This is a genomic window from Parabacteroides sp. PF5-6, from assembly GCF_029504695.1.
In the GTDB taxonomy this organism is placed as follows: Bacteria; Bacteroidota; Bacteroidia; order Bacteroidales; family Tannerellaceae; genus QVMG01.
This window is the reverse complement of sequence record NZ_JAQFIN010000001.1, coordinates 519,548-538,413: the sequence shown is the minus strand read 5'-3', so window position 1 is coordinate 538,413 and position 18,866 is coordinate 519,548. Positions and strand designations below refer to the sequence as shown.

The 18,866-nt window shown below is 47.8% G+C and carries 12 protein-coding genes; 8 read left to right on the top strand and 4 right to left on the bottom strand.

Annotated elements, in window-relative coordinates; all coding sequences use genetic code 11:
* Window positions 1-886: 886 nt before the first annotated feature.
* From M2133_RS02120 to gcvP, 4 genes are read left to right on the top strand one after another with little or no spacing between them, the layout of a single operon-like run.
* Window positions 887-1,735, top strand: a complete 849-nt coding sequence (locus M2133_RS02120) for a DUF3298 and DUF4163 domain-containing protein (protein ID WP_277464307.1) — start codon at window positions 887-889, stop codon at window positions 1,733-1,735.
* A 2-nt stretch (window positions 1,736-1,737) separates the two neighbouring features.
* Window positions 1,738-2,358 (top strand): 16S rRNA (guanine(527)-N(7))-methyltransferase RsmG, encoded by a 621-nt coding sequence (gene rsmG / locus M2133_RS02115; RefSeq protein WP_277464306.1) that lies wholly within the window; start codon window positions 1,738-1,740, stop codon window positions 2,356-2,358.
* Window positions 2,355-2,993, top strand: coding sequence for an MBL fold metallo-hydrolase (locus tag M2133_RS02110; RefSeq protein WP_277464305.1), 639 nt, complete (start codon window positions 2,355-2,357; stop codon window positions 2,991-2,993). Before rsmG ends, M2133_RS02110 begins: the two co-directional genes overlap by 4 nt.
* 35 nt (window positions 2,994-3,028) lie before the next feature.
* Window positions 3,029-5,881 (top strand): aminomethyl-transferring glycine dehydrogenase, encoded by a 2,853-nt coding sequence (gene gcvP, locus M2133_RS02105; protein ID WP_277464304.1) that lies wholly within the window; start codon window positions 3,029-3,031, stop codon window positions 5,879-5,881.
* Window positions 5,882-6,235: 354 nt separating this feature from the next.
* Here gcvP and ahpF read toward each other — a convergent pair whose 3' ends face one another.
* Together ahpF and ahpC are read right to left on the bottom strand one after the other, a co-directional pair.
* Window positions 6,236-7,804 (bottom strand): alkyl hydroperoxide reductase subunit F, encoded by a 1,569-nt coding sequence (gene ahpF / locus M2133_RS02100; RefSeq protein WP_277464303.1) that lies wholly within the window; start codon window positions 7,802-7,804, stop codon window positions 6,236-6,238.
* 1 nt (window position 7,805) lies between these two features.
* Window positions 7,806-8,372, bottom strand: a complete 567-nt coding sequence (ahpC, locus tag M2133_RS02095) for an alkyl hydroperoxide reductase subunit C (RefSeq protein WP_277464302.1) — start codon at window positions 8,370-8,372, stop codon at window positions 7,806-7,808.
* A 475-nt stretch (window positions 8,373-8,847) separates the two neighbouring features.
* On the opposite strand from ahpC, the gene M2133_RS02090 reads away from it, so the two are divergent.
* Window positions 8,848-10,494, top strand: coding sequence for a phosphatidylinositol-specific phospholipase C (locus M2133_RS02090; RefSeq protein ID WP_277464301.1), 1,647 nt, complete (start codon window positions 8,848-8,850; stop codon window positions 10,492-10,494).
* Between the two features lie 81 nt (window positions 10,495-10,575).
* Window positions 10,576-11,949, top strand: coding sequence for an MFS transporter (locus M2133_RS02085; protein ID WP_277464300.1), 1,374 nt, complete (start codon window positions 10,576-10,578; stop codon window positions 11,947-11,949).
* Here M2133_RS02085 and M2133_RS02080 read toward each other — a convergent pair whose 3' ends face one another.
* Together M2133_RS02080 and M2133_RS02075 are read right to left on the bottom strand one after the other, a co-directional pair.
* Window positions 11,950-13,581, bottom strand: a complete 1,632-nt coding sequence (locus M2133_RS02080; protein WP_277464299.1) for a RagB/SusD family nutrient uptake outer membrane protein — start codon at window positions 13,579-13,581, stop codon at window positions 11,950-11,952.
* A gap of 12 nt (window positions 13,582-13,593) precedes the next feature.
* Entirely contained in the window at window positions 13,594-16,296 is a 2,703-nt protein-coding gene (locus M2133_RS02075; protein WP_277464320.1) for a SusC/RagA family TonB-linked outer membrane protein, read from the bottom strand.
* Between the two features lie 598 nt (window positions 16,297-16,894).
* On the opposite strand from M2133_RS02075, the gene tnpA reads away from it, so the two are divergent.
* Together tnpA and mdh are read left to right on the top strand one after the other, a co-directional pair.
* Window positions 16,895-17,347: an IS200/IS605 family transposase gene (gene tnpA, locus M2133_RS02070; protein WP_277464298.1), complete on the top strand. Its 453-nt coding sequence runs from the start codon at window positions 16,895-16,897 to the stop codon at window positions 17,345-17,347.
* A 548-nt stretch (window positions 17,348-17,895) separates the two neighbouring features.
* A complete protein-coding gene (mdh, locus tag M2133_RS02065; RefSeq protein WP_277464297.1) occupies window positions 17,896-18,837 on the top strand; it encodes a malate dehydrogenase in 942 nt (313 codons plus the stop codon).
* The last annotated feature ends 29 nt before the right edge of the window (window positions 18,838-18,866 follow it).

Genomic DNA, 18,866 nt, shown 5'->3' with positions numbered 1-18,866 from the left:
CCTGAGCCAGGATCAAACTCTTCGTTGTATAAATTGTTTGTTTTATTTTTTTCCTATGACTCATGACGATTAACCTAAATTTAATAGATCAAGTAAACTCAGATATTTGTCGTGACTCGGCATAATCCATGTAAACATGGCTTCTGCGCTCGCTACTCCAAATATTCAAGTAAATGACGGTGTTAATTCCTGTATCCTCTAACGAAACAATTAATCATTAATAATTAATCATTAAACATTAGATATACACGTCTCTTGTACTACTTGTTGGATGTAAATCTTTCAAAGAACTCGTTTCTTTAAGGCGCTTTTCGCTTTCGAAAAGCAGCAGTTGATTGCTCAATTGCGGGTGCAAAGGTAGTGTTATTAAACATACTTCCAAATTAATTCGAAGGTTTTTTGCAAGAAAAAAACAAAAGAAATCATATAGGGCTCATCTGGCGGGGGTTAGGGGGAGAAGAAAAAAAAGGGGAAGAAAATAAAAGCGCAATGTTTTGTCGGTTAAAGTGCGATGTTTTTCTTCCTTGATTTTAGAGGGGTATAAGAGGCAGTAAATCAGTTTATTGTAAGGGGTAGGTATTTGTTGATAATTGTCAACAAATGTGTTGACGGTTATCAACAAACAAATAATTCTTCGGGGAAGGGAGGATAGAGTATGGAGGGAAGGGAGGTATAATAGATATATTCTTCCGACTTCCTATACATATAATATATAGAGGGAATACGAAAAGTCATATCGATAAAAAAGGGAGGGAGAAGTGTCGAGGATTTACGGCAACATATATTCTTTCAAACTTGTTTATATGATAGAATGGCGTAAATTTGTATTCATAAAATTGACGGAGACGTATCTGACATGAGTTTAATCCTATAATAGAGATATACAATGAAAGTTCAATTATACAAAGGCCTGAGCGTGTTGTTGGCGGTGGGTTTTATGTTGTCCGGTTGCAAGACCGAGGTAAAGAAGGGGCAGAAGAATGATATTCAGTTCACGACCCTCAAGAAAGAAGAGGCGTATCATCTTTTGGAAAATGCGGAGAATCCGAATTGCGACCTGCAACTAAATTTTACTTTCCCGACAAAATTTGCGAACAAAGAGATTCTGGATAAGGTGCAAAAGCTTTTTACCTTCTCTTATTTTGGGGAGACTTACGATATGTATTCTCCACAGGAGGCTGTAAATGAATACGTAGAGAGTTATCTGGAGATGTATAAAGAGTTGGAAGAGGATTATAAAGAAGACTTGAAAAATGCGGACACCTCTCCGGTGGGTGCCTGGTATGGGTATTATGAGACTTCCAACAATGAAATCATGTTCAACGCGGATAACCTGATCAGTTATACGGTTACCTTCGAGAACTACACCGGCGGAGCACATCCGGCGCACTCGGTGACCAACCATGTGATCGACCTGACCCGTGGTGAGTTTATCACCGAAGCGGAGATTTTCATTCCCGGTTTCGAAACGTCCCTCGCCCAAATGCTGGTCGATGCTATTGCCGAACAAAACGATTTGGAAGATCCGAAAGAATTGGAAAACATGGGCTACTTCAGTATCGATGAGATCTACCCAAACGGTAATTTCCTGATCGACGGGCAAGGTATCACTTACTCTTTCAACGAATATGAGATTGCGGCTTACGTGATCGGCGTGACCAGCGTTCATTTCCCTTTCGAAAAGATCAAACACTTACTGCAACCGGAAAGCCCGATAGCTATACTTCTACAATAATCATGGAACATATTTTCGCTTATTTCCCGGAATTGAGTGCGAAGCAAAAAGAACAGATCGCCGCTCTTTATCCGTTGTATACCGACTGGAACGCGAAGATCAATGTGATCTCCCGGAAGGATATCGAGAACCTGTATCTGCATCATGTATTGCACTCTTTAGGCATTGTCAAGATGTTGAAGTTCAAGGATGGATCTTCCGTGATGGATCTGGGCACGGGTGGTGGATTTCCCGGTATTCCGTTGGCGATCTTTTTTCCGGAGGTGCGGTTTCATCTGATCGACAGTATTGGCAAGAAGATCAAAGTGGGACAAGCCGTTGCCGATGCCATCGGGTTGGAGAACGTCAGTTTCCGCCATTGCCGGGGAGAGGAGGAGAAGCAAAAGTTCGATTTTGTGGTCAGCCGTGCGGTGATGCCGCTGGCCGACCTGGCAAAGATCGTACGTAAGAATATCGCTACCGAACACCGGAACGCCCTGCCCAACGGCCTGATATGCCTGAAAGGGGGCGAATTGCATCACGAAGTGCTCCCGTTCAAGAAGCAAGCCATTACGATCGATATGCAAAATCACTTTAAGGAACCTTTTTTTGAAACAAAGAAAATCGTCTATATCCCGCTATGATCACTGTTCAGTCATTTGCGTTCAACTACTTCTCAGTCAACACCTATATCGTTCACGACAGTACGAACGAAGCGGTTATTATTGATTGTGGTTGCATCAATCCACAGGAGGAAAACGCAGTCAGTCGTTACATCGAAGAGAACAAACTGGTATTGAAACACAATTTGTGCACCCATCTCCACCTGGATCATATCCTGGGTAATGCCTTTATCTATCAAACGTATGGCCTCTCGCCCGAAGCCCATAAGGCGGATGTGACCGCGTTGCCTACTGCCGACGAGCAGGCACAAAGGTTGGGATTGCCGTTGAAGATCAAGGCCATACCGATCGTCAAGCAACTGGTCGGCGGGGAGAGTATCTCCTTCGGACATTCCGAACTGACGGCCCTGCTCGTTCCGGGACATTCGCCGGGAAGCCTTGCTTTTTATAATAAAAAGAACGGCTATCTGTTTTCCGGAGATGCTTTATTCGCCGGCAGTATCGGGCGAACGGATCTTTGGGGCGGAAATATGGATGTTTTAATTGCGGCAATCAAAGATAAACTTTTAACTTTGCCCGACGAAACGATCGTCTATCCCGGGCATGGTTCTGAGACAACGATTTTTGCGGAGAAGAGGAGCAATCCTTTCTTGTAAACGCTGAAGCATATATAAACTATTTTATAGATACTATGGACACAAATAAATTTGTAAACCGACATGTCGGTATTACGGCGGAGGATATCCCGTCGATGTTAGAAACAGTAGGTGTTGAAACCCTCGATCAACTGATCGATCAGACTATTCCTTCGAATATACGTCTGGACAAGCCTATGGATTTACCGGAACCCATGACCGAACGCGAACTGGCGGAACACTTAGGCGAGTTAGCTTCCAAGAATGAAATCTTCACGTCATACATTGGTATGGGCTGGTACGACACGGTTTGCCCCGCTCCTATCCTGCGTAATGTATTTGAGAATCCGGTATGGTACACCTCGTATACACCTTATCAGGCAGAGATCTCTCAGGGTCGCCTGGAAGCATTGATCAACTTCCAGACCATGATCAGCGAGTTGACGGCGTTGCCATTGACCAACTCTTCGTTATTGGACGAAGCCACTGCGGCTGCCGAGGCGATCACAATGTTCTACGGCGCCCGTTCGCGTGCGCAGGTGAAGGCCGAAGCGAATACCGTATTTGTGGATGAGAACGTATATGAGTCCACATTGGCAGTTATCCATACACGCATGATCCCGCTGGGAATCAAGGTGGTAACGGGTAATTACCAGAAATTTGAATGCACTCCGGATGTGTTTGCTGCGGTGGTTCAATACCCGAATGCAAACGGTTCGATTGAAGATTATAAAGAATTTGTGGCACGTGCCAATGAGCAAGGCGTGAAGGTTGCCGTAGCGGCCGACCTGATGAGCCTGGTATTGCTCACTCCTCCGGGAGAATGGGGTGTCGATGTGGTCTTCGGAACCAGCCAACGCTTTGGTATTCCGATGTTCTACGGCGGTCCTTCGGCTGCTTACTTCGCTTGCAAGGACGACTATAAACGGTCGATCCCCGGACGCATCATCGGTATCTCCAAAGATGCTTATGGACACGAAGCCTATCGCCTGGCGTTGCAAACACGCGAACAACATATCAAACGGGAGAAAGCGACTTCCAATATCTGTACGGCTCAAGCCTTATTGGCAACAATGAGCGGGTTCTACGCGGTATATCATGGCGCGGAAGGGCTGCGTAATATCGCCGAACGCATACACAGCCAGGCCGGCTTCTTAGCTGAAGAACTGGAAAAGCTGGGTTACAAACAACTGAACGCGAACTATTTCGATACGCTGAAGATCGAACTTCCGGCTGATGTATCGATGAATGTTTTGCGTGAGATCGCTCTGGAATGCAAAGTCAACCTGCGCTACTTCGAAGGTGGACAGATTGGTATCAGCCTGGACGAGACGACTTTATCGACCGATATCGGTGTACTGTTGTATATCTTCGCCGGAGCTGCCGGTAAGGACTATATGTTGAAAGACGCGATCCCAACCAAACGCTATTTCGATCCGGCATTCAACCGTACTTCGGACTTTATGCAACAGGATGTGTTCAAGAAATACCGCACGGAAACGGAACTGATGCGTTACATCACCCGCTTGGGCAGACGCGATATTTCATTGGCTCAATCGATGATCTCTCTGGGTTCTTGTACGATGAAACTGAACGCGGCATCTGAGATGCTGGCGCTTAGTCGTCCGGAGTTCCAGAATATCCACCCCTACGCGCCGGAAGAGCAAACGGAAGGTTACAAAGAAATGTTGGAGAACCTATCGGCTTACCTCGCAGAGATCACCGGATTCAAGGGCGCCAGCCTACAGCCGAACTCCGGAGCAGCCGGTGAGTACGCGGGACTGCGTGTGATCCATACCTACCTGGAGAGTATCGGACAGGGCCATCGGAACATTGTTTTGCTGCCGGCATCGGCACACGGAACAAACCCGGCAAGTGCTATCCAATGCGGATATTCAACCGTTACGGTGAAGACCGACGCCAATGGCAATGTCGACCTGGACGACTTCCGTGAAAAAGCGGAAGCCAACCGCGATAACCTGGCCGCGACCATGATTACTTATCCTTCTACGCACGGGATCTTCGAGGTGTGCATCAAAGAGATGTGCCAGATCGTTCACGACTGCGGCGGACAAGTCTATATGGACGGCGCGAATATGAACGCTCAGGTAGGTTTGACCAATCCGGGAACCATCGGCGCGGACGTATGCCACCTGAACCTGCACAAGACCTTTGCTTCACCGCATGGTGGTGGCGGACCGGGCGTGGGTCCGATCTGTGTAGCCGAGCATCTGGTACCTTTCCTGCCTTCACACCCGATTGCCTGGGGAAGCGACCTGAACACGGTATCTGCCGCTCCTTACGGAAGCGCCGGTATTGCCGCGATCACCTACGCGTATATCCGCCTGTTGGGAACGGAAGGACTGACGCAATCGACGAAGATCGCGATCCTGAACGCCAACTACCTGGCCGCCAAATTGAAAGACACCTATGGCATCGTATATAGCGGCGCTACAGGACGTGTAGGCCACGAGTTGATCCTGGAATGTCGCAACGTAAAAGACCGTTCGGGCATCGACGAGTCGGATATCGCCAAACGTCTGATGGACTTTGGTTATCATGCTCCTACCCTCTCCTTCCCGGTTCACGGCACGTTGATGATCGAACCGACCGAAAGCGAAAGCAAAGCCGAGCTCGATCGTTTCCTCGAAGTATTGGATTGCATCTGGAAAGAGATCGAAGAAGTAGAGAGTGGCGCTGCCGACAAAGAAGACAACGTGTTGAAGAACGCTCCGCATCCGGAATACGAAGTGACCGGCAACGACTGGTCGCATCCGTACAGCCGTCAGAAAGCGGCCTACCCACTGGATTGGCTGCACGACAGTAAGTTCTGGATCAATGTCGCCCGCGTGGACAACGCCTACGGCGACCGCAACCTGATCCCAACGATCTGCTCTTGCCAGATCTAAGGAATACAATACAACAAAAACGAGGCTATCTCCAACCGGGAATAGCCTCGTTTTTTTTACACATAAAAGTTTTCACCCCGGTCTTCACCTTTCACCCGGTCGCCAGATCCCTGTATTGATCAGCGTTTCGGGTGAAGGCTTGGAAAAACATGGAGGCTTCCCGAAAAAGGCCGCCGGAGTTTCCCAAAAGGCTGCCGGCCTTTTCTAAAAGGCTGCCGGAGTTTTCCAAAAGGCCGCCGGCCTTTTTCGGGAAGCCTCCAGGTCTGTCGTTTTTTAAGGGATTCCTTCACCCGAAACGCCGATCAATACAGGGATCTGGCGACCGGGTGAAAGGTGGAAGGGGGTGCGAAACTTTTATGTGGTAAGAGAGAGCTTCCCGCGGATACGGTCATCGAACGCGGAAAGGGCTGCTTTGGCGCCATCGCCCATGGCGATGATTATTTGTTTAAAGGGAGTGGTGGCCACATCACCGGCGGCGTAGATGCCCGGCACGCTGGTGCGGCAATGGGTATCGACTTCGATCTCACCCACGCGGTTGATCTGGAGCAAGTCTTTGAAAACAGAGCTGTTGGGCGATAAGCCAATCTGCACAAAGATACCATCTAAAGCGATCAGGCGTTCTTCTTCCGTTGCCCGGTCTTTGACTTTCAGTCCGGTTACCTTCTCATCATTGCCTACGACGGCTGTCGTTTGCGTATGTTTGAAGATTTCTATATTCGGCGTGTTTTGCGCTTTTTCTTGCAAGACCTGATCGGCTTTCAATTCCTCGAGAAACTCTACGACCGTCACCTTCGCGCATATCCCTGCCAGATCAATGGCTGCTTCAATGCCGGAATTGCCTCCACCAATAACAGCAACCTCTTTGCCCTGGTAGAACGGTCCGTCGCAATGCGGGCAAAAGGCAACGCCTCGTCCCATATAGTCCGCTTCGCCGGGAATGTTCAGTTTGCGCCAGCCCGCACCTGTAGCGATAATCAAGGCCGGAGCAGTGAATGTTTCGTTTCCGGCAACGCGGATAATCTTCTTTCCGTCTTCCACCTCAACCTTTTCTACCTGACGGTTTTCGTAGAGATCGATGGCGTATTCCTGCATGTGCAACTTCAGGTTACCAGCCAGTTCGGCACCGGTGGTACGGGGTGTGGCAATCAGATTTTCAATGCCTACCGTCTCTTTCACCTGCCCCCCGATCCGTTCGGCCAAGACAGCTACACGCAAGCCTTTGCGCGCCGAATAGATCGCAGCAGCCGAGCCGGCAGGGCCTCCGCCGATCACCACTACATCGTATGCTTTGGCTATCGCTTCCGTTTCAACGGCTGAAGGGTCAGTACCATACTGATTTTCCAGTTTGATCAAAAGCTCGCCCAAGTCGCCCCGGCCGCTATGCAACAAACGTCCATCGGCAAAGACAGCCGGCACTCCTTGCAGGTGCAAGGCTTCCACCTCATCCTTGTTGATCGCACCGTCGACCATCTCATGGGTGATCGCCGGATTGATTATTGTCAGCATATTCAATGCCTGAACGATATCGGGACAGTTCGTGCAGGTCAAGGACACATAGGTCGTCAAGCGGATCGGGCCTTTCAGGTTCCGGATTCGCCGGCTGATCTGCTCATCGGGGAAGTTACGTCCTTTGCCGTCGCTATTAAGTATCGCCAGTAACAAGGAGGTAAACTCATGTCCCGTTGGTACGCCACGGAAAGAGATGCCCGTCCGCTCACCGTTTTTCAACAGATAGAACACCAGGCCTTCCGCATCCGTCACCTGTACGGAAACTTTGTCGGAACAGGAAGCGACACCTTCCAATAATTCAAGCAGTTCCTGGCGGCTCTCGTGCGACGGCGAAACATACACATGCAGACAGAAATCCGCTCCCAATGAGGAGAAGATTTCTGTCACTTGTTGTTTTAAGGCAGTATCTAACATCTTAGATCTTTCCTACTAAGTCAATACTGGGTTTCAAGGTGTCTTTGCCTTTCTCCCATTTGGCCGGGCAGACTTCATTGGGATGAGCTGCGACAAAGAGGGCAGCTTCAACCTTACGCACCAATTCGTCGGCGTTACGGCCGATATTGTTATCGTTGATCTCCGCCAGCTTGATCTGTCCTTCCGGATTGATCAGGAATGTACCGCGATAGGCCATACCGGCTTCTTCGATCATCACACCGAAAGCACGGGTCAAGACACCTGTCGGGTCGGCCAACATCGGATACTTAATCTTGCGGATGCTATCCGAAGCGTCATGCCATGCTTTGTGCACGAAGTGAGAGTCCGTACTTACAGAATAGACTTCTACACCCATTGCCTGCAACTGCTCATACTTGCCGGCCAGATCGACTAATTCAGTCGGGCAAACAAAAGTAAAATCGGCGGGATAGAAGAAGAAGATCGCCCACTTGCCTTTGAGATCTTCACTATTTACAGTCTTAAATGCTCCATTTTGATACGCTTCTACTTTGAACTCCGGTAATTTTGAATTGATAATTGGTTCCATAAATTTTAATTTTAATTTTAATTGATTTTCAACAGACATATAGCCGAAAAGAACCGTTATTGCCTGTGTTTCGTTAAACATTTACTTGATGACAGTGCAAAGGTATGCCCTATCTGATAGATAATATCCGATGCAATTATAGATAACATTTATATCGCCAAAAACATTTTTTAACCTTTCCATCGGAAACAAAAACCAATCCCGTACTCAATTTAATATTCAATGCGCACATAAAAACCGTCCTTCTCCTCACGGGATAACCCCTGTCAAACTTAGGCCTGATCAGCGTTTCCGCGTTTGTTCTTTTATCGAAACTTCATATCTTTGCTCCTATCTAACAGAACACATTACCGTATTATAAACAAGAAAGGAAGTATACTTTTATTGTGATCTTACACAATATCATTGTAAATCTAAACGCGCAAAATATAAATTAGATCTCAGCTAATAATCAGTAACAATAATTCAAACAGAGATGAAGAAATTCAAATTTGCACTTATCTTATTAAGTGCCTTAAGCTTTTTAGCTACCGGATGTGACGACGACACGCCAATCGATGAAAATCCTCCGTTAGTGGGTGCAAGCACTGACGAGGCCACCCGCACTGTGACGAGTGAAAGAAGACCAATGAAAGGAGAAGACGAACGCTCGAGCGACAATTTCAGCACGAAGGATATGATCTCCGGCACCCATATATTATGGAATTGTCCGGATACGGTCAACTTTGATGTGAAAGAAGATTACAGATGGCCTGAAAATGGAGGGAAAGACGAATACTACGCCCGAAACCTGACGAACGGTTCCATCACCCAAATGACTCAAAAAAGCAATCTTTACATCGCCAACCCCAAAGGTGCGGGAGGTAAATTCAACGTCGAATATACCGTCTTTACAGCTCACGCAGGCTACGAATACATCAGCAGCCGGCATAAACCGCATGCCGATCAAGAACGCCGTTCGAGCTTTAACTTCTCCTTAAACAACAACTTATACACACATTACCTGGTTGAATGTCCGGAAGGTATTTCTTTCACCATACAAAAAGACAAAACATCGGCTAAAGATGAAATCGTGCAAAACAGAGTCAGAAATGGCATGATTATTATAAGTCCCAGAATGAATGATCTCTATATTTCCGATCCTTCCGGAGCGACTAAACCGTTCGTTGTCTGCTTTGTTCCGACCAGTTCCCCGGCAGAGAGCTGGATGAAACACCTGGACGGAAAGAAATACCTCTACGAATTGTCGATACCGGGCACACACGATAGCGGAACCGGAACGGATAAGGTAAGTGCGGGTCCATCCAAATGCCAGAACTTCAGTCTGGCCACTCAGTTGAGAGATGGGATACGTTTTCTGGATATTCGTATCGATGATAATTTCCAGGTATGTCATGGCATCGACTATTGCGGGTTCTCGTTTACCGACGCATTAAAAACATGCAATAGCTTCCTGGAGAAACATCCGAGCGAGACCATCCTGATGTCGGTTAAAGGAGAAAACGGTGGCACACTAACCAAACAGATGGAAAAGTATTTCGCCGATGACACCAATCCGATCAATAAGGTGTTTAAAGAAGAACGTATTCCTACGTTGGACGAGGTTAGAGGTAAAATAGTGATACTTCGTCGTTTTGCCAAACCCCAAACGGGTCAATGGGGTGTGAATATTTATGACCAATTCCCGGAAGATTCCGTAGGCATATTTACCAATCATAAGAATTCATTTTATGTGGAAGATATGTATCTCAAATTCTTAAAACTCCACAAAACCGAGAAAAAAGCGGACGCAATAGACGAAGCCATAGCGCTTTCGACTAAAGACAGGGCGTATAGCAAACACATGTTCATCCTGTTTAATAGCATAGGCTATGGGATTAACCTTACCCATACCCCTTGGTCGTACGCATGGGATGGTGGAGTGAATATAAAACCCATTATGAATCCTTTTATGTCAGGACTTCTCAAACACTATTTAAAGGATCGAAAAGCCCCGGTGCGTGTTGGTATCATCCCCTTGGATTTCTACAATAAACACGGACATGATGATAATGATTATATCGTTTATAAAATCATCAACACCAACTTCGCCAAAGACTTGATTGTATTACCCGAATATTAAGGACAAGACTACATAGGCTACTCCGATTTGTACACCTCGCGCTTTTTCTTTTTCTTTGCACTCGAATCTAAACACATACGCATGGGAAAAACAAAAAGTCAGTGGAGTAAAGCATTCTGGGTAGCCAATGTAGTCGAACTCTTTGAGCGTGCCGCTTATTACGGGGTTTTTATCGTAATCACCCTTTATCTGAGTCGCATTTTAGGATTTAACGATATCCAGGCTGCAACCATTGCCGGGGTATTCTCCGCTTGTTTATACCTGCTTCCTACGTTTGCCGGGGCGATTGCCGATAAGATCGGCTTTCGTAATTCCATGTTATTGGCTTTTTCCTTATTGACCATCGGCTATGCCGGGTTAGGCATCTTCCCCACTCTATTGGAATCGGCGGGCTTGGTTGAGTATAGTATGACGACGAAGTTCACCGGCCTGTTGGAAAACAATCTACGCTACGGGATTCTTCCGATCATGGCGTTGATTGTGATCGGTGGATCTTTTATCAAGAGTGTGATCTCCGGCACGGTGGCCAAAGAGACGACGCCGGAGAACCGCGCCAAAGGTTTCTCGATCTTCTATTCGATGGTGAATATCGGATCGTTCTCCGGCAAGACTATTGTCAAACCCCTTCGTGAGGCGATGGGCAACGAGGGATTGATCACACTGAATTATTTCTCTGCCACGATGACTTTCCTGGCTTTGTTGGCTATCTGGTTCTTTTATAAAAGCGTTCAGCATAGCGGAGAAGGCAAAACATTCAAACAGATCGGGCAGGCGCTATTGAAAGTATGTACCAACGGCCGGTTGATTACCTTGATTATTATCATCACCGGCTTCTGGATGGTGCAGCATCAGTTGTACGCTACGATGCCGAAATACGTGCTTCGCCTGGCGGGTGAAGGTGCTTCGCCCTCCTGGTATGCGAATGTGAATCCGCTGGTGGTTGTACTGACGGTCAACCTGGTCACTCAATTGATGCGCAAGCGAACGGCGTTGACTTCGATGACCGTGGGTATGTTTATCATGCCTGTTTCCGCTTTATGTATGGCCTACGGCAATGTGTTGGATGCCGGGCAGACGATGCTCGGCATGCACCCGGTAGCCTTTATGATGGTGGTAGGTATTATCTTCCAAGGGCTGGCGGAGACCTTTATCTCCCCCCGCTTCCTTGAATTCTTCTCCCTGCAGGCGCCTAAAGGTGAAGAAGGATTGTATTTAGGCTTCAGCCATCTACATTCCTTCCTTTCTTCAATCCTCGGATTTGGCCTTTCCGGTTTCCTGTTGAGTAAATACTGTCCGGAACCGGCTTTATTCGGTTCACACGAAGAATGGCTGGCAGCCAGCGCCAACGCGCATTATATCTGGTATTATTTCGGTGCAATCGCTTTAGTCTCCGCTTTTGCTCTGATCGCGTACGGCAAGACGGTCAAATGGCTCGACGCGCGCAAAGCCGCCTGATCAATATCCGGGATTCTGCTTTAGATTTGTATTTAAGCGAATGATATCTTCCGGTATCGGGAAAACGGTGGTATATCCGTTTGCCTCGTCCGGAAGCTGCGGGCGACTGTGGTAGGCACGGGTATAAAGTCCAAAGCGAACCAGGTCGTTGCGCCGCCATCCTTCCCAGGCCAGTTCCATCTGCCGTTCGTCCAGAATACGCGGCAGGGTAGCTTCACGCCACGGCTCCCCTACCCGTTCGCGCACGGCATTCAATTCGGCATCTCCGTTCATTCCATTACGCACCTTGGCCTCGCTCTTCATCAACAACACATCGGCATAGCGGAACAATACGATATCATTGTCGGAGAGTTTACCGTCTTTGGTCGCCTTGGGGTCGATCTCATATTTCTTCATACGCGCGCCAGCCGTCTTTTCGAAAGGACTTCCCGAGAGGTCGAGTTTCACTTCCCGAGGGTGATAAACCAAGACTTCCCCATTATCCAAAAGGATCTTATTGCCTTTCAGATCGTGTACTTCATCGGCAAAATAACAGATCGTGAAACGGGTATCGACAGAATCAGTACCATAGCCATAGGTATCGAGCACTTCGATCGTGGCACTCGAGCCGTTCTCGCCGCCCAACCCGTAGGCCTTGGCATGATTATAATGGCGCGAGCGGAAAAGATTCTGCATCTGGTGACGATAGAAATGTTTGTCCATCGGTATGGTAAAGATATTCTCCACAGAGAATTCATTGAACACCGCGAAGTTCGATATATAGTTGTCCGACAGGCGATAGCCCATCGCTGCCAGCGAGTCACAATAGGCGATGGTCGTCTCCCAGGCATTATATTGTTCGCCGTCGATCCGGAAATAAATAGTTTTCCCATCGGGACGGGAGGTGGTGGTCCATTGGTCGTGTGTGTACACCTCGGCGTTCAAAGCCAGTTTGGCTAATAAAAACCAGGCCACCGGACGGGTCACGCGACCGTAGTATTCGCCCTGGTGATTGCTGCGTTCAAGGGGTAAGTGGGGCGCTGCCGCCATCAGTTCATCCACAATGAAACGAAAGACTTCGCCACGATCACTCTGTCGCACCTCACTCATCGGTGTGGAAGAACTCAACACCAAAGGCACACGGCCGAAGAGATCCATCAGATAGAAATAATACATCGCCCGGAAAGCGCGCACTTCCGCTTGCCAGGCCGACAACTGAATGGCCGTAAGTTTATCTTTATATTCATCGAGCGTCTCCAACGATTTATTACTCAACACGATCACCTTATAAATATATTCCCAGGTCGCCCGGATCTCACTGCTTTTGGTTCCCCATTGATGCAGGAACAAGCCTTGCCAGAAACCACCATCGTACCAGTCACCGCCCCGCGTGGGCAGGATCGCTTCGTCGGTCGTGAAGGTGTTCAGGTCGTACACTCCCCGGTTCGTGCCCTGCAATCCCTGGGAGTTCTCATAGCCTCCAATATAATTATAGAGCGTTGCCACGGTATTGAGATACATAGCGTTGGCATTCGTATAGATTTCCTTTTCCGGCAACTGGTCGCGGGGATTCTCTTCCAGAAAAGAGTTGCAGGAGAAGAGAAACAAGCTGGACAGGATAAGGATCATTCGATTTGTTTTCGTTGCATTCATAAGGCTCCGGTATTAAAATTGAACATTCAGCCCGACCACATACGATCGGGATACGGGATAATTGCGTTTGTCGTCGGTTCCTAATGTACCGTTCACCACATAACTATTGATCATCGGTGAAAAGCCGGAATAACCGGTGATCGTTCCCAGATTATTGACAGAGAAAGAAAGGCGGACGGCCTGTACCATCTTCTTCCAGCCTTCGCTGAGTGGGATATTCCAGCCCACAGCCAGATAATCAAAGTTCACATAGTTACCACTCTCCAGCCAGTAATCGGTGGCCGTCTGGTCCTGGATACGTCGCTCCGGCGCTTCTTGCATCACATTGTAGTCGGGGAAGATATTCATATTCATATAAGTAAGCGCCGTGCCGTTGTAGATCTTATGTCCGAAAGCGCCGTTGATTTGCAAGGCCAGGTCCAGACGTTTATACCGGAAAGCGATATTCGAACCCAGCATCACCTTCGGCATGGCCTGCCCGGCAACGTACCGGTCTTCGCCATTTTCGAGACTGACACCGCCACCGTTCAGATCCGCAATGCCGTAGGTGTATCCGCCGGTCGCATTGGGTACGAGTCCGGTACATTTCGGCAGGTAAAAGACACCGACCGGCTGACCCACCATCTGGTAGACGATTTGATTGTAGCCGCCATGAAAACCGGCACCGTTCAGTTCGGCCAGCGAGATATAGTTGGGTGCCGACATCACTTCACCGTTATACATACCACTCAGCGAGAGGATTTTATTTTTCTGAAACGTCAGGTTGACATTGATATTCAGATCCATCTCTTTTGTCTCCAACGGGGTCAATCCCAGAGCGATCTCCAGCCCTTTGTTTTGCATGGATCCCAGGTTGGCTAATAGTTTATTGTAGGCAAAAGGCGGCACACTCACATCGTAGAGATAGAGCATATCGCGGGTCTTGGAGATATAATAATCGACCTTGAACATCAAACGGTTCGTCCATAACGCCAGGTCGAAACCGGTATTAAACGTTTGTTTCACCTCCCAACGCAGGTCGGGATTGGCATTGCGGATCGTGCCCATCGTCACCGTAGGCGAACCACCTACCGAAACAACGCCATTGGGTTTCATCAGCTGCATCGAGGTGTACGAGTCGATCGCATCCTGATTGCCCGACAGTCCATAACCGACTCTCAACTTCAGGTTATGGATCACCGGATATTTCTTCATAAAGCCCTCTTCGCTGATCGTCCACGCCAACGAGGCCGAAGGAAAGAAACCCCATTTGTTATTCGCCCCGATCTTCGAAGAAGCATCCGTCCGGGCATTCACCGTCGCGATATAACGCCCGCCATACACATAATTGACACGCCCCAGAAACGATACCAATCGGGGATCTTCATAATAGGAAGCGGTACCCTCCCACAGGCGAACCGCTCCGGCCTGCAGGTTGTCGTATCCGTATCCATCGGTCGTGAAATTAGTTACCGTCGTATAAAATCCCGAGAGCGTATTCTTCTGCGCCTCAGCCAGGCCCAAGGCATCGATATGATGGTTGCCCACATCCTTGCGGAAGCTCAGCATCAGATTACCCAATAGATACTCGGTCTTTTTGGTTCCTTTATACGCCTGACCGCCACCCCATACCGAAGTGGGCAGGTATTGGGAGTTCTCGACCACGTTATAGGTGTACGATCCGAATGCCGTCAGTTTCAATTGCTCGGTCAGATGAACCACCAATTTCATATGGGTATTGATATGTGCGTTCGACTCATCGTCTTTCACCTCCAGCCAGGCAAGCGGATTGGTGATCTGGCTCGCGTTGGTCACCTGATCCCAGGCGCCGGTCACCGGGTTCTTATGATTCGGATAGGTCGGGTTGAAGGTCGCCGCCGAATAGAATGTTTTCTGATAATCGTTCAGGTATTTATTCTTCAGTAAAGAGCCGAACACCCCGATATCCAATACCAGGCGGTTCTGGAAGGCGCGCTGGGTGATATCGACCTTGGTCGTGAAGTTTCGCATCGCATTATTGCGGATCACGCCCTGCCGGTCGATAAACCCGACGGAAGCACGATAGTTGGAACTTTCCGAACCTCCGCCAAAAGCAATATAATGATCCTGGATATGGCCCATTTGTACCATCTCATCGGGGAAGTTGGTATCATTTCCCAGATCGACAATGCCCACCTGCTGCTCGACAGCCAGCCGGCGATAGGCATTGCCCGAGAGCATATCCAGGTTGCGATAGACCGACTCCAGTCCGTAACGCCCGTTATAAGTGATGCTGAACACACCCATCTTTCCTTTCTTGGTGGTCACCTCGATCACCCCCGAGGCGCCACGGGAACCGTACTGTGCCGTTTCGGAAGCATCTTTCAATACAGTAAAACTTTCGATATCCGCCGGATAAACCGCCCGAAGCATATTCAGATCCCCGAACACCCCATCGATAATCACCAGCGGATCATTGCCTCCGGTCAGCGAGGTCGTGCCCCGGATACGCACGGCATCGAGTACAGCCGGTCCATTGGTCGGCGGCGGAATATGTACGCCCGGCACCTTCCCCCGCAAGGCATCGAGCGGGTTGGAGATCTTTCCGCGGTTCATATCCTCTTCATCCACCTTATCGACAGCACCGGAGATCGTCCGGTCGCTCCCCGTGGCATAGCCCACCACAATCACATCCTCCAGACGGACCGTATCGGGTAAAAGCGTATATTCCTGTGCAAACACATTTGTTAATGACATTAACAAGACAAAGACCAACAAGGCAATAAAAGGTCTTTTGGTAAGATAAGCTATAAAAATCATAGTCTAACTGTTTAAGGTTTATAACTGGTTGTCTAACAATGAGGTAAATATAGTGATTTCTTTCCAATAATGCAAACTATCCCCTGAAAATCCGCACAAAAAAGCGAATGCGACAAAGCCATTTTTCCCCTTGTTTTGTGCCGTCTGTACGACACTGTATATCAACGCATTGCAGCGACCAGTTATTTGTTGATAATTATCAACAGATTTGTTGATAGTTATCAACAAATCTGTTGACAATTGTCAACAAGTAAATATTCCCTACAATTCGAAAAACTACCGCTTCCTCTATTTTTATTTAGTGGTGTCTGTCAATAAGGCCAACGGCCTTTGAGCATCAGCATAGGGCAACGCCCTATGGGGCCGGTCAAGCGCCTAACCCATCATAAGGCCAACGGCCTTCAAGCATCAGCATAGGGCAACGCCCTATGGTAAACGGGGCGCAAGCCCAATGTAGAAAACTTTAACATTCTCCTCCTTGTATATATGACTATAGAACAGTATATTTGCATATAAATCTTAACTATATACAATCATGCCTCAACCATTATCAAAAGTTTATGTGCATATTACCTTTAGCACAAAAGAACGTTATCCTTTCATTGATATTGCAATAAGAAACAAGTTATGGGATTATCTTGGCGGTGTTTGTAAGGGATTGGAATGTTATCCTATACAAGTCGGTGGTTATGATGACCACATACACATATTGTGCATTCTTTCGAGGAAAATAACACAAGCAAAATTGGTTGAAGAGATAAAGAAATCATCTTCCAAATGGATTAAAAGCATTTCTCCTCGCTATTCTAAGTTTTATTGGCAGGATGGTTATGGGATATTCTCTGTTAACCCCACTGAGATAGATGTTGTCGCAAAGTACATAATGGATCAGGGAGAACATCATCGGAAACGAACGTTCAAGGAGGAGCTAATCGCATTTTTGAGGAAGTACAAGGTTGATTATGATGAAAGGTATTTATTTGACTGATATCATAGGGCGTTGCCCTATGCTGATGCTTAAAGGCCGTTGGCCTTATGATGAGGGTTGATCGTTACCATAGGGCGCTGCCCTATGCTATTGCTTAAAGGCCGTTGGCCTTATGATGAGGGTTGATCGGCTACCATAGGGCGTTGCCCTATGCTGATGCTCAAAGGCCGTTGGCCTTATGATGAGGGTTGATCGTTACCATAGGGCGTTGCCCTATGCTGATGCTCAAAGGCCGTTGGCCTTATGATGAGGGTTGATCGGCTACCATAGGGCGTTGCCCTATGCTGATGCTTAAAGGCCGTTGGCCTTATGACGAGGGTTGATCGGCTACCATAGGGCGTTGCCCTATGCTGATGCTCAAAGGCCGTTGGCCTTATGGGGTGCCTCGGTTTGCGCAGAAAGTGGTGGGTTGCATTTAGTGTTATTTAATAATTACCAGCAGCAATTTGTTTACGGAAAAATTTCTTTATTGTGGAAGAGATACTACCTTTGTAGGGTTTTTTGAGAAGAGTAATTAGTATATCATAAACATATTAAAAGTTAGTATTATGTCTAAAGTAACTGTTGTTGGTGCCGGTAATGTAGGCGCTACGTGTGCAAATGTTCTTGCCTTCAATGAAGTGGCAGACGAAGTGGTCATGCTGGATGTGAAAGAAGGTGTTTCCGAAGGTAAAGCAATGGATATGATGCAGACTGCTCAACTGTTGGGATTCGACACGACGGTGGTAGGTTGCACAAACGATTATGCCAAAACAGCCGGTTCGGATGTGATCATCATCACCTCAGGTATTCCTCGTAAACCGGGTATGACGCGTGAAGAATTGATCGGTGTCAATGCCGGTATCGTGAAGAATGTAGCGGAAAGCGCATTGAAATATTCTCCGGATGCTATCATCGTGGTGATCTCTAACCCGATGGATACCATGACTTACCTGGCATTGAAATCTTTAGGCCTGCCGAAAAACCGTATCATCGGTATGGGTGGCGCTTTGGATAGCTCACGTTTCAAATATTACCTGTCTCAGGCTTTGGGTTGCAATGCAAACGAAGTAGAAGGTATGGTTATCGGTGGTCACGGTGACACGACGATGATCCCGTTGGCTCGTCTGGCTACTTACAAAGGCATTCCTGTAACCGAACTCTTAAGTGCAGAAGAACTGGACAAAGTAGTGAAAGCAACCATGGTCGGTGGTGCTACACTGACTGGCCTGTTGGGTACTTCCGCTTGGTATGCACCGGGTGCTGCCGGAGCATTGGTAGCTGAGTCTATCATCCACAACCAGAAGAAGATGATCCCTTGCTCTGTGGCTTTGGAAGGCGAATACGGCGAAAACGATATCTGTATCGGCGTGCCTGTGATCTTAGGCAAGAACGGTATCGAAAAGATCGTTGAGCTGGATCTGAACGCTGCTGAAAAAGAATTGTTCGCTAAGAGCGCTGCGGCTGTTAAAGCAACAAACGCTGTATTGAAAGAAATCAACGTACTGTAAGAAAGTGATTACTTCCAAATAATTGAAAA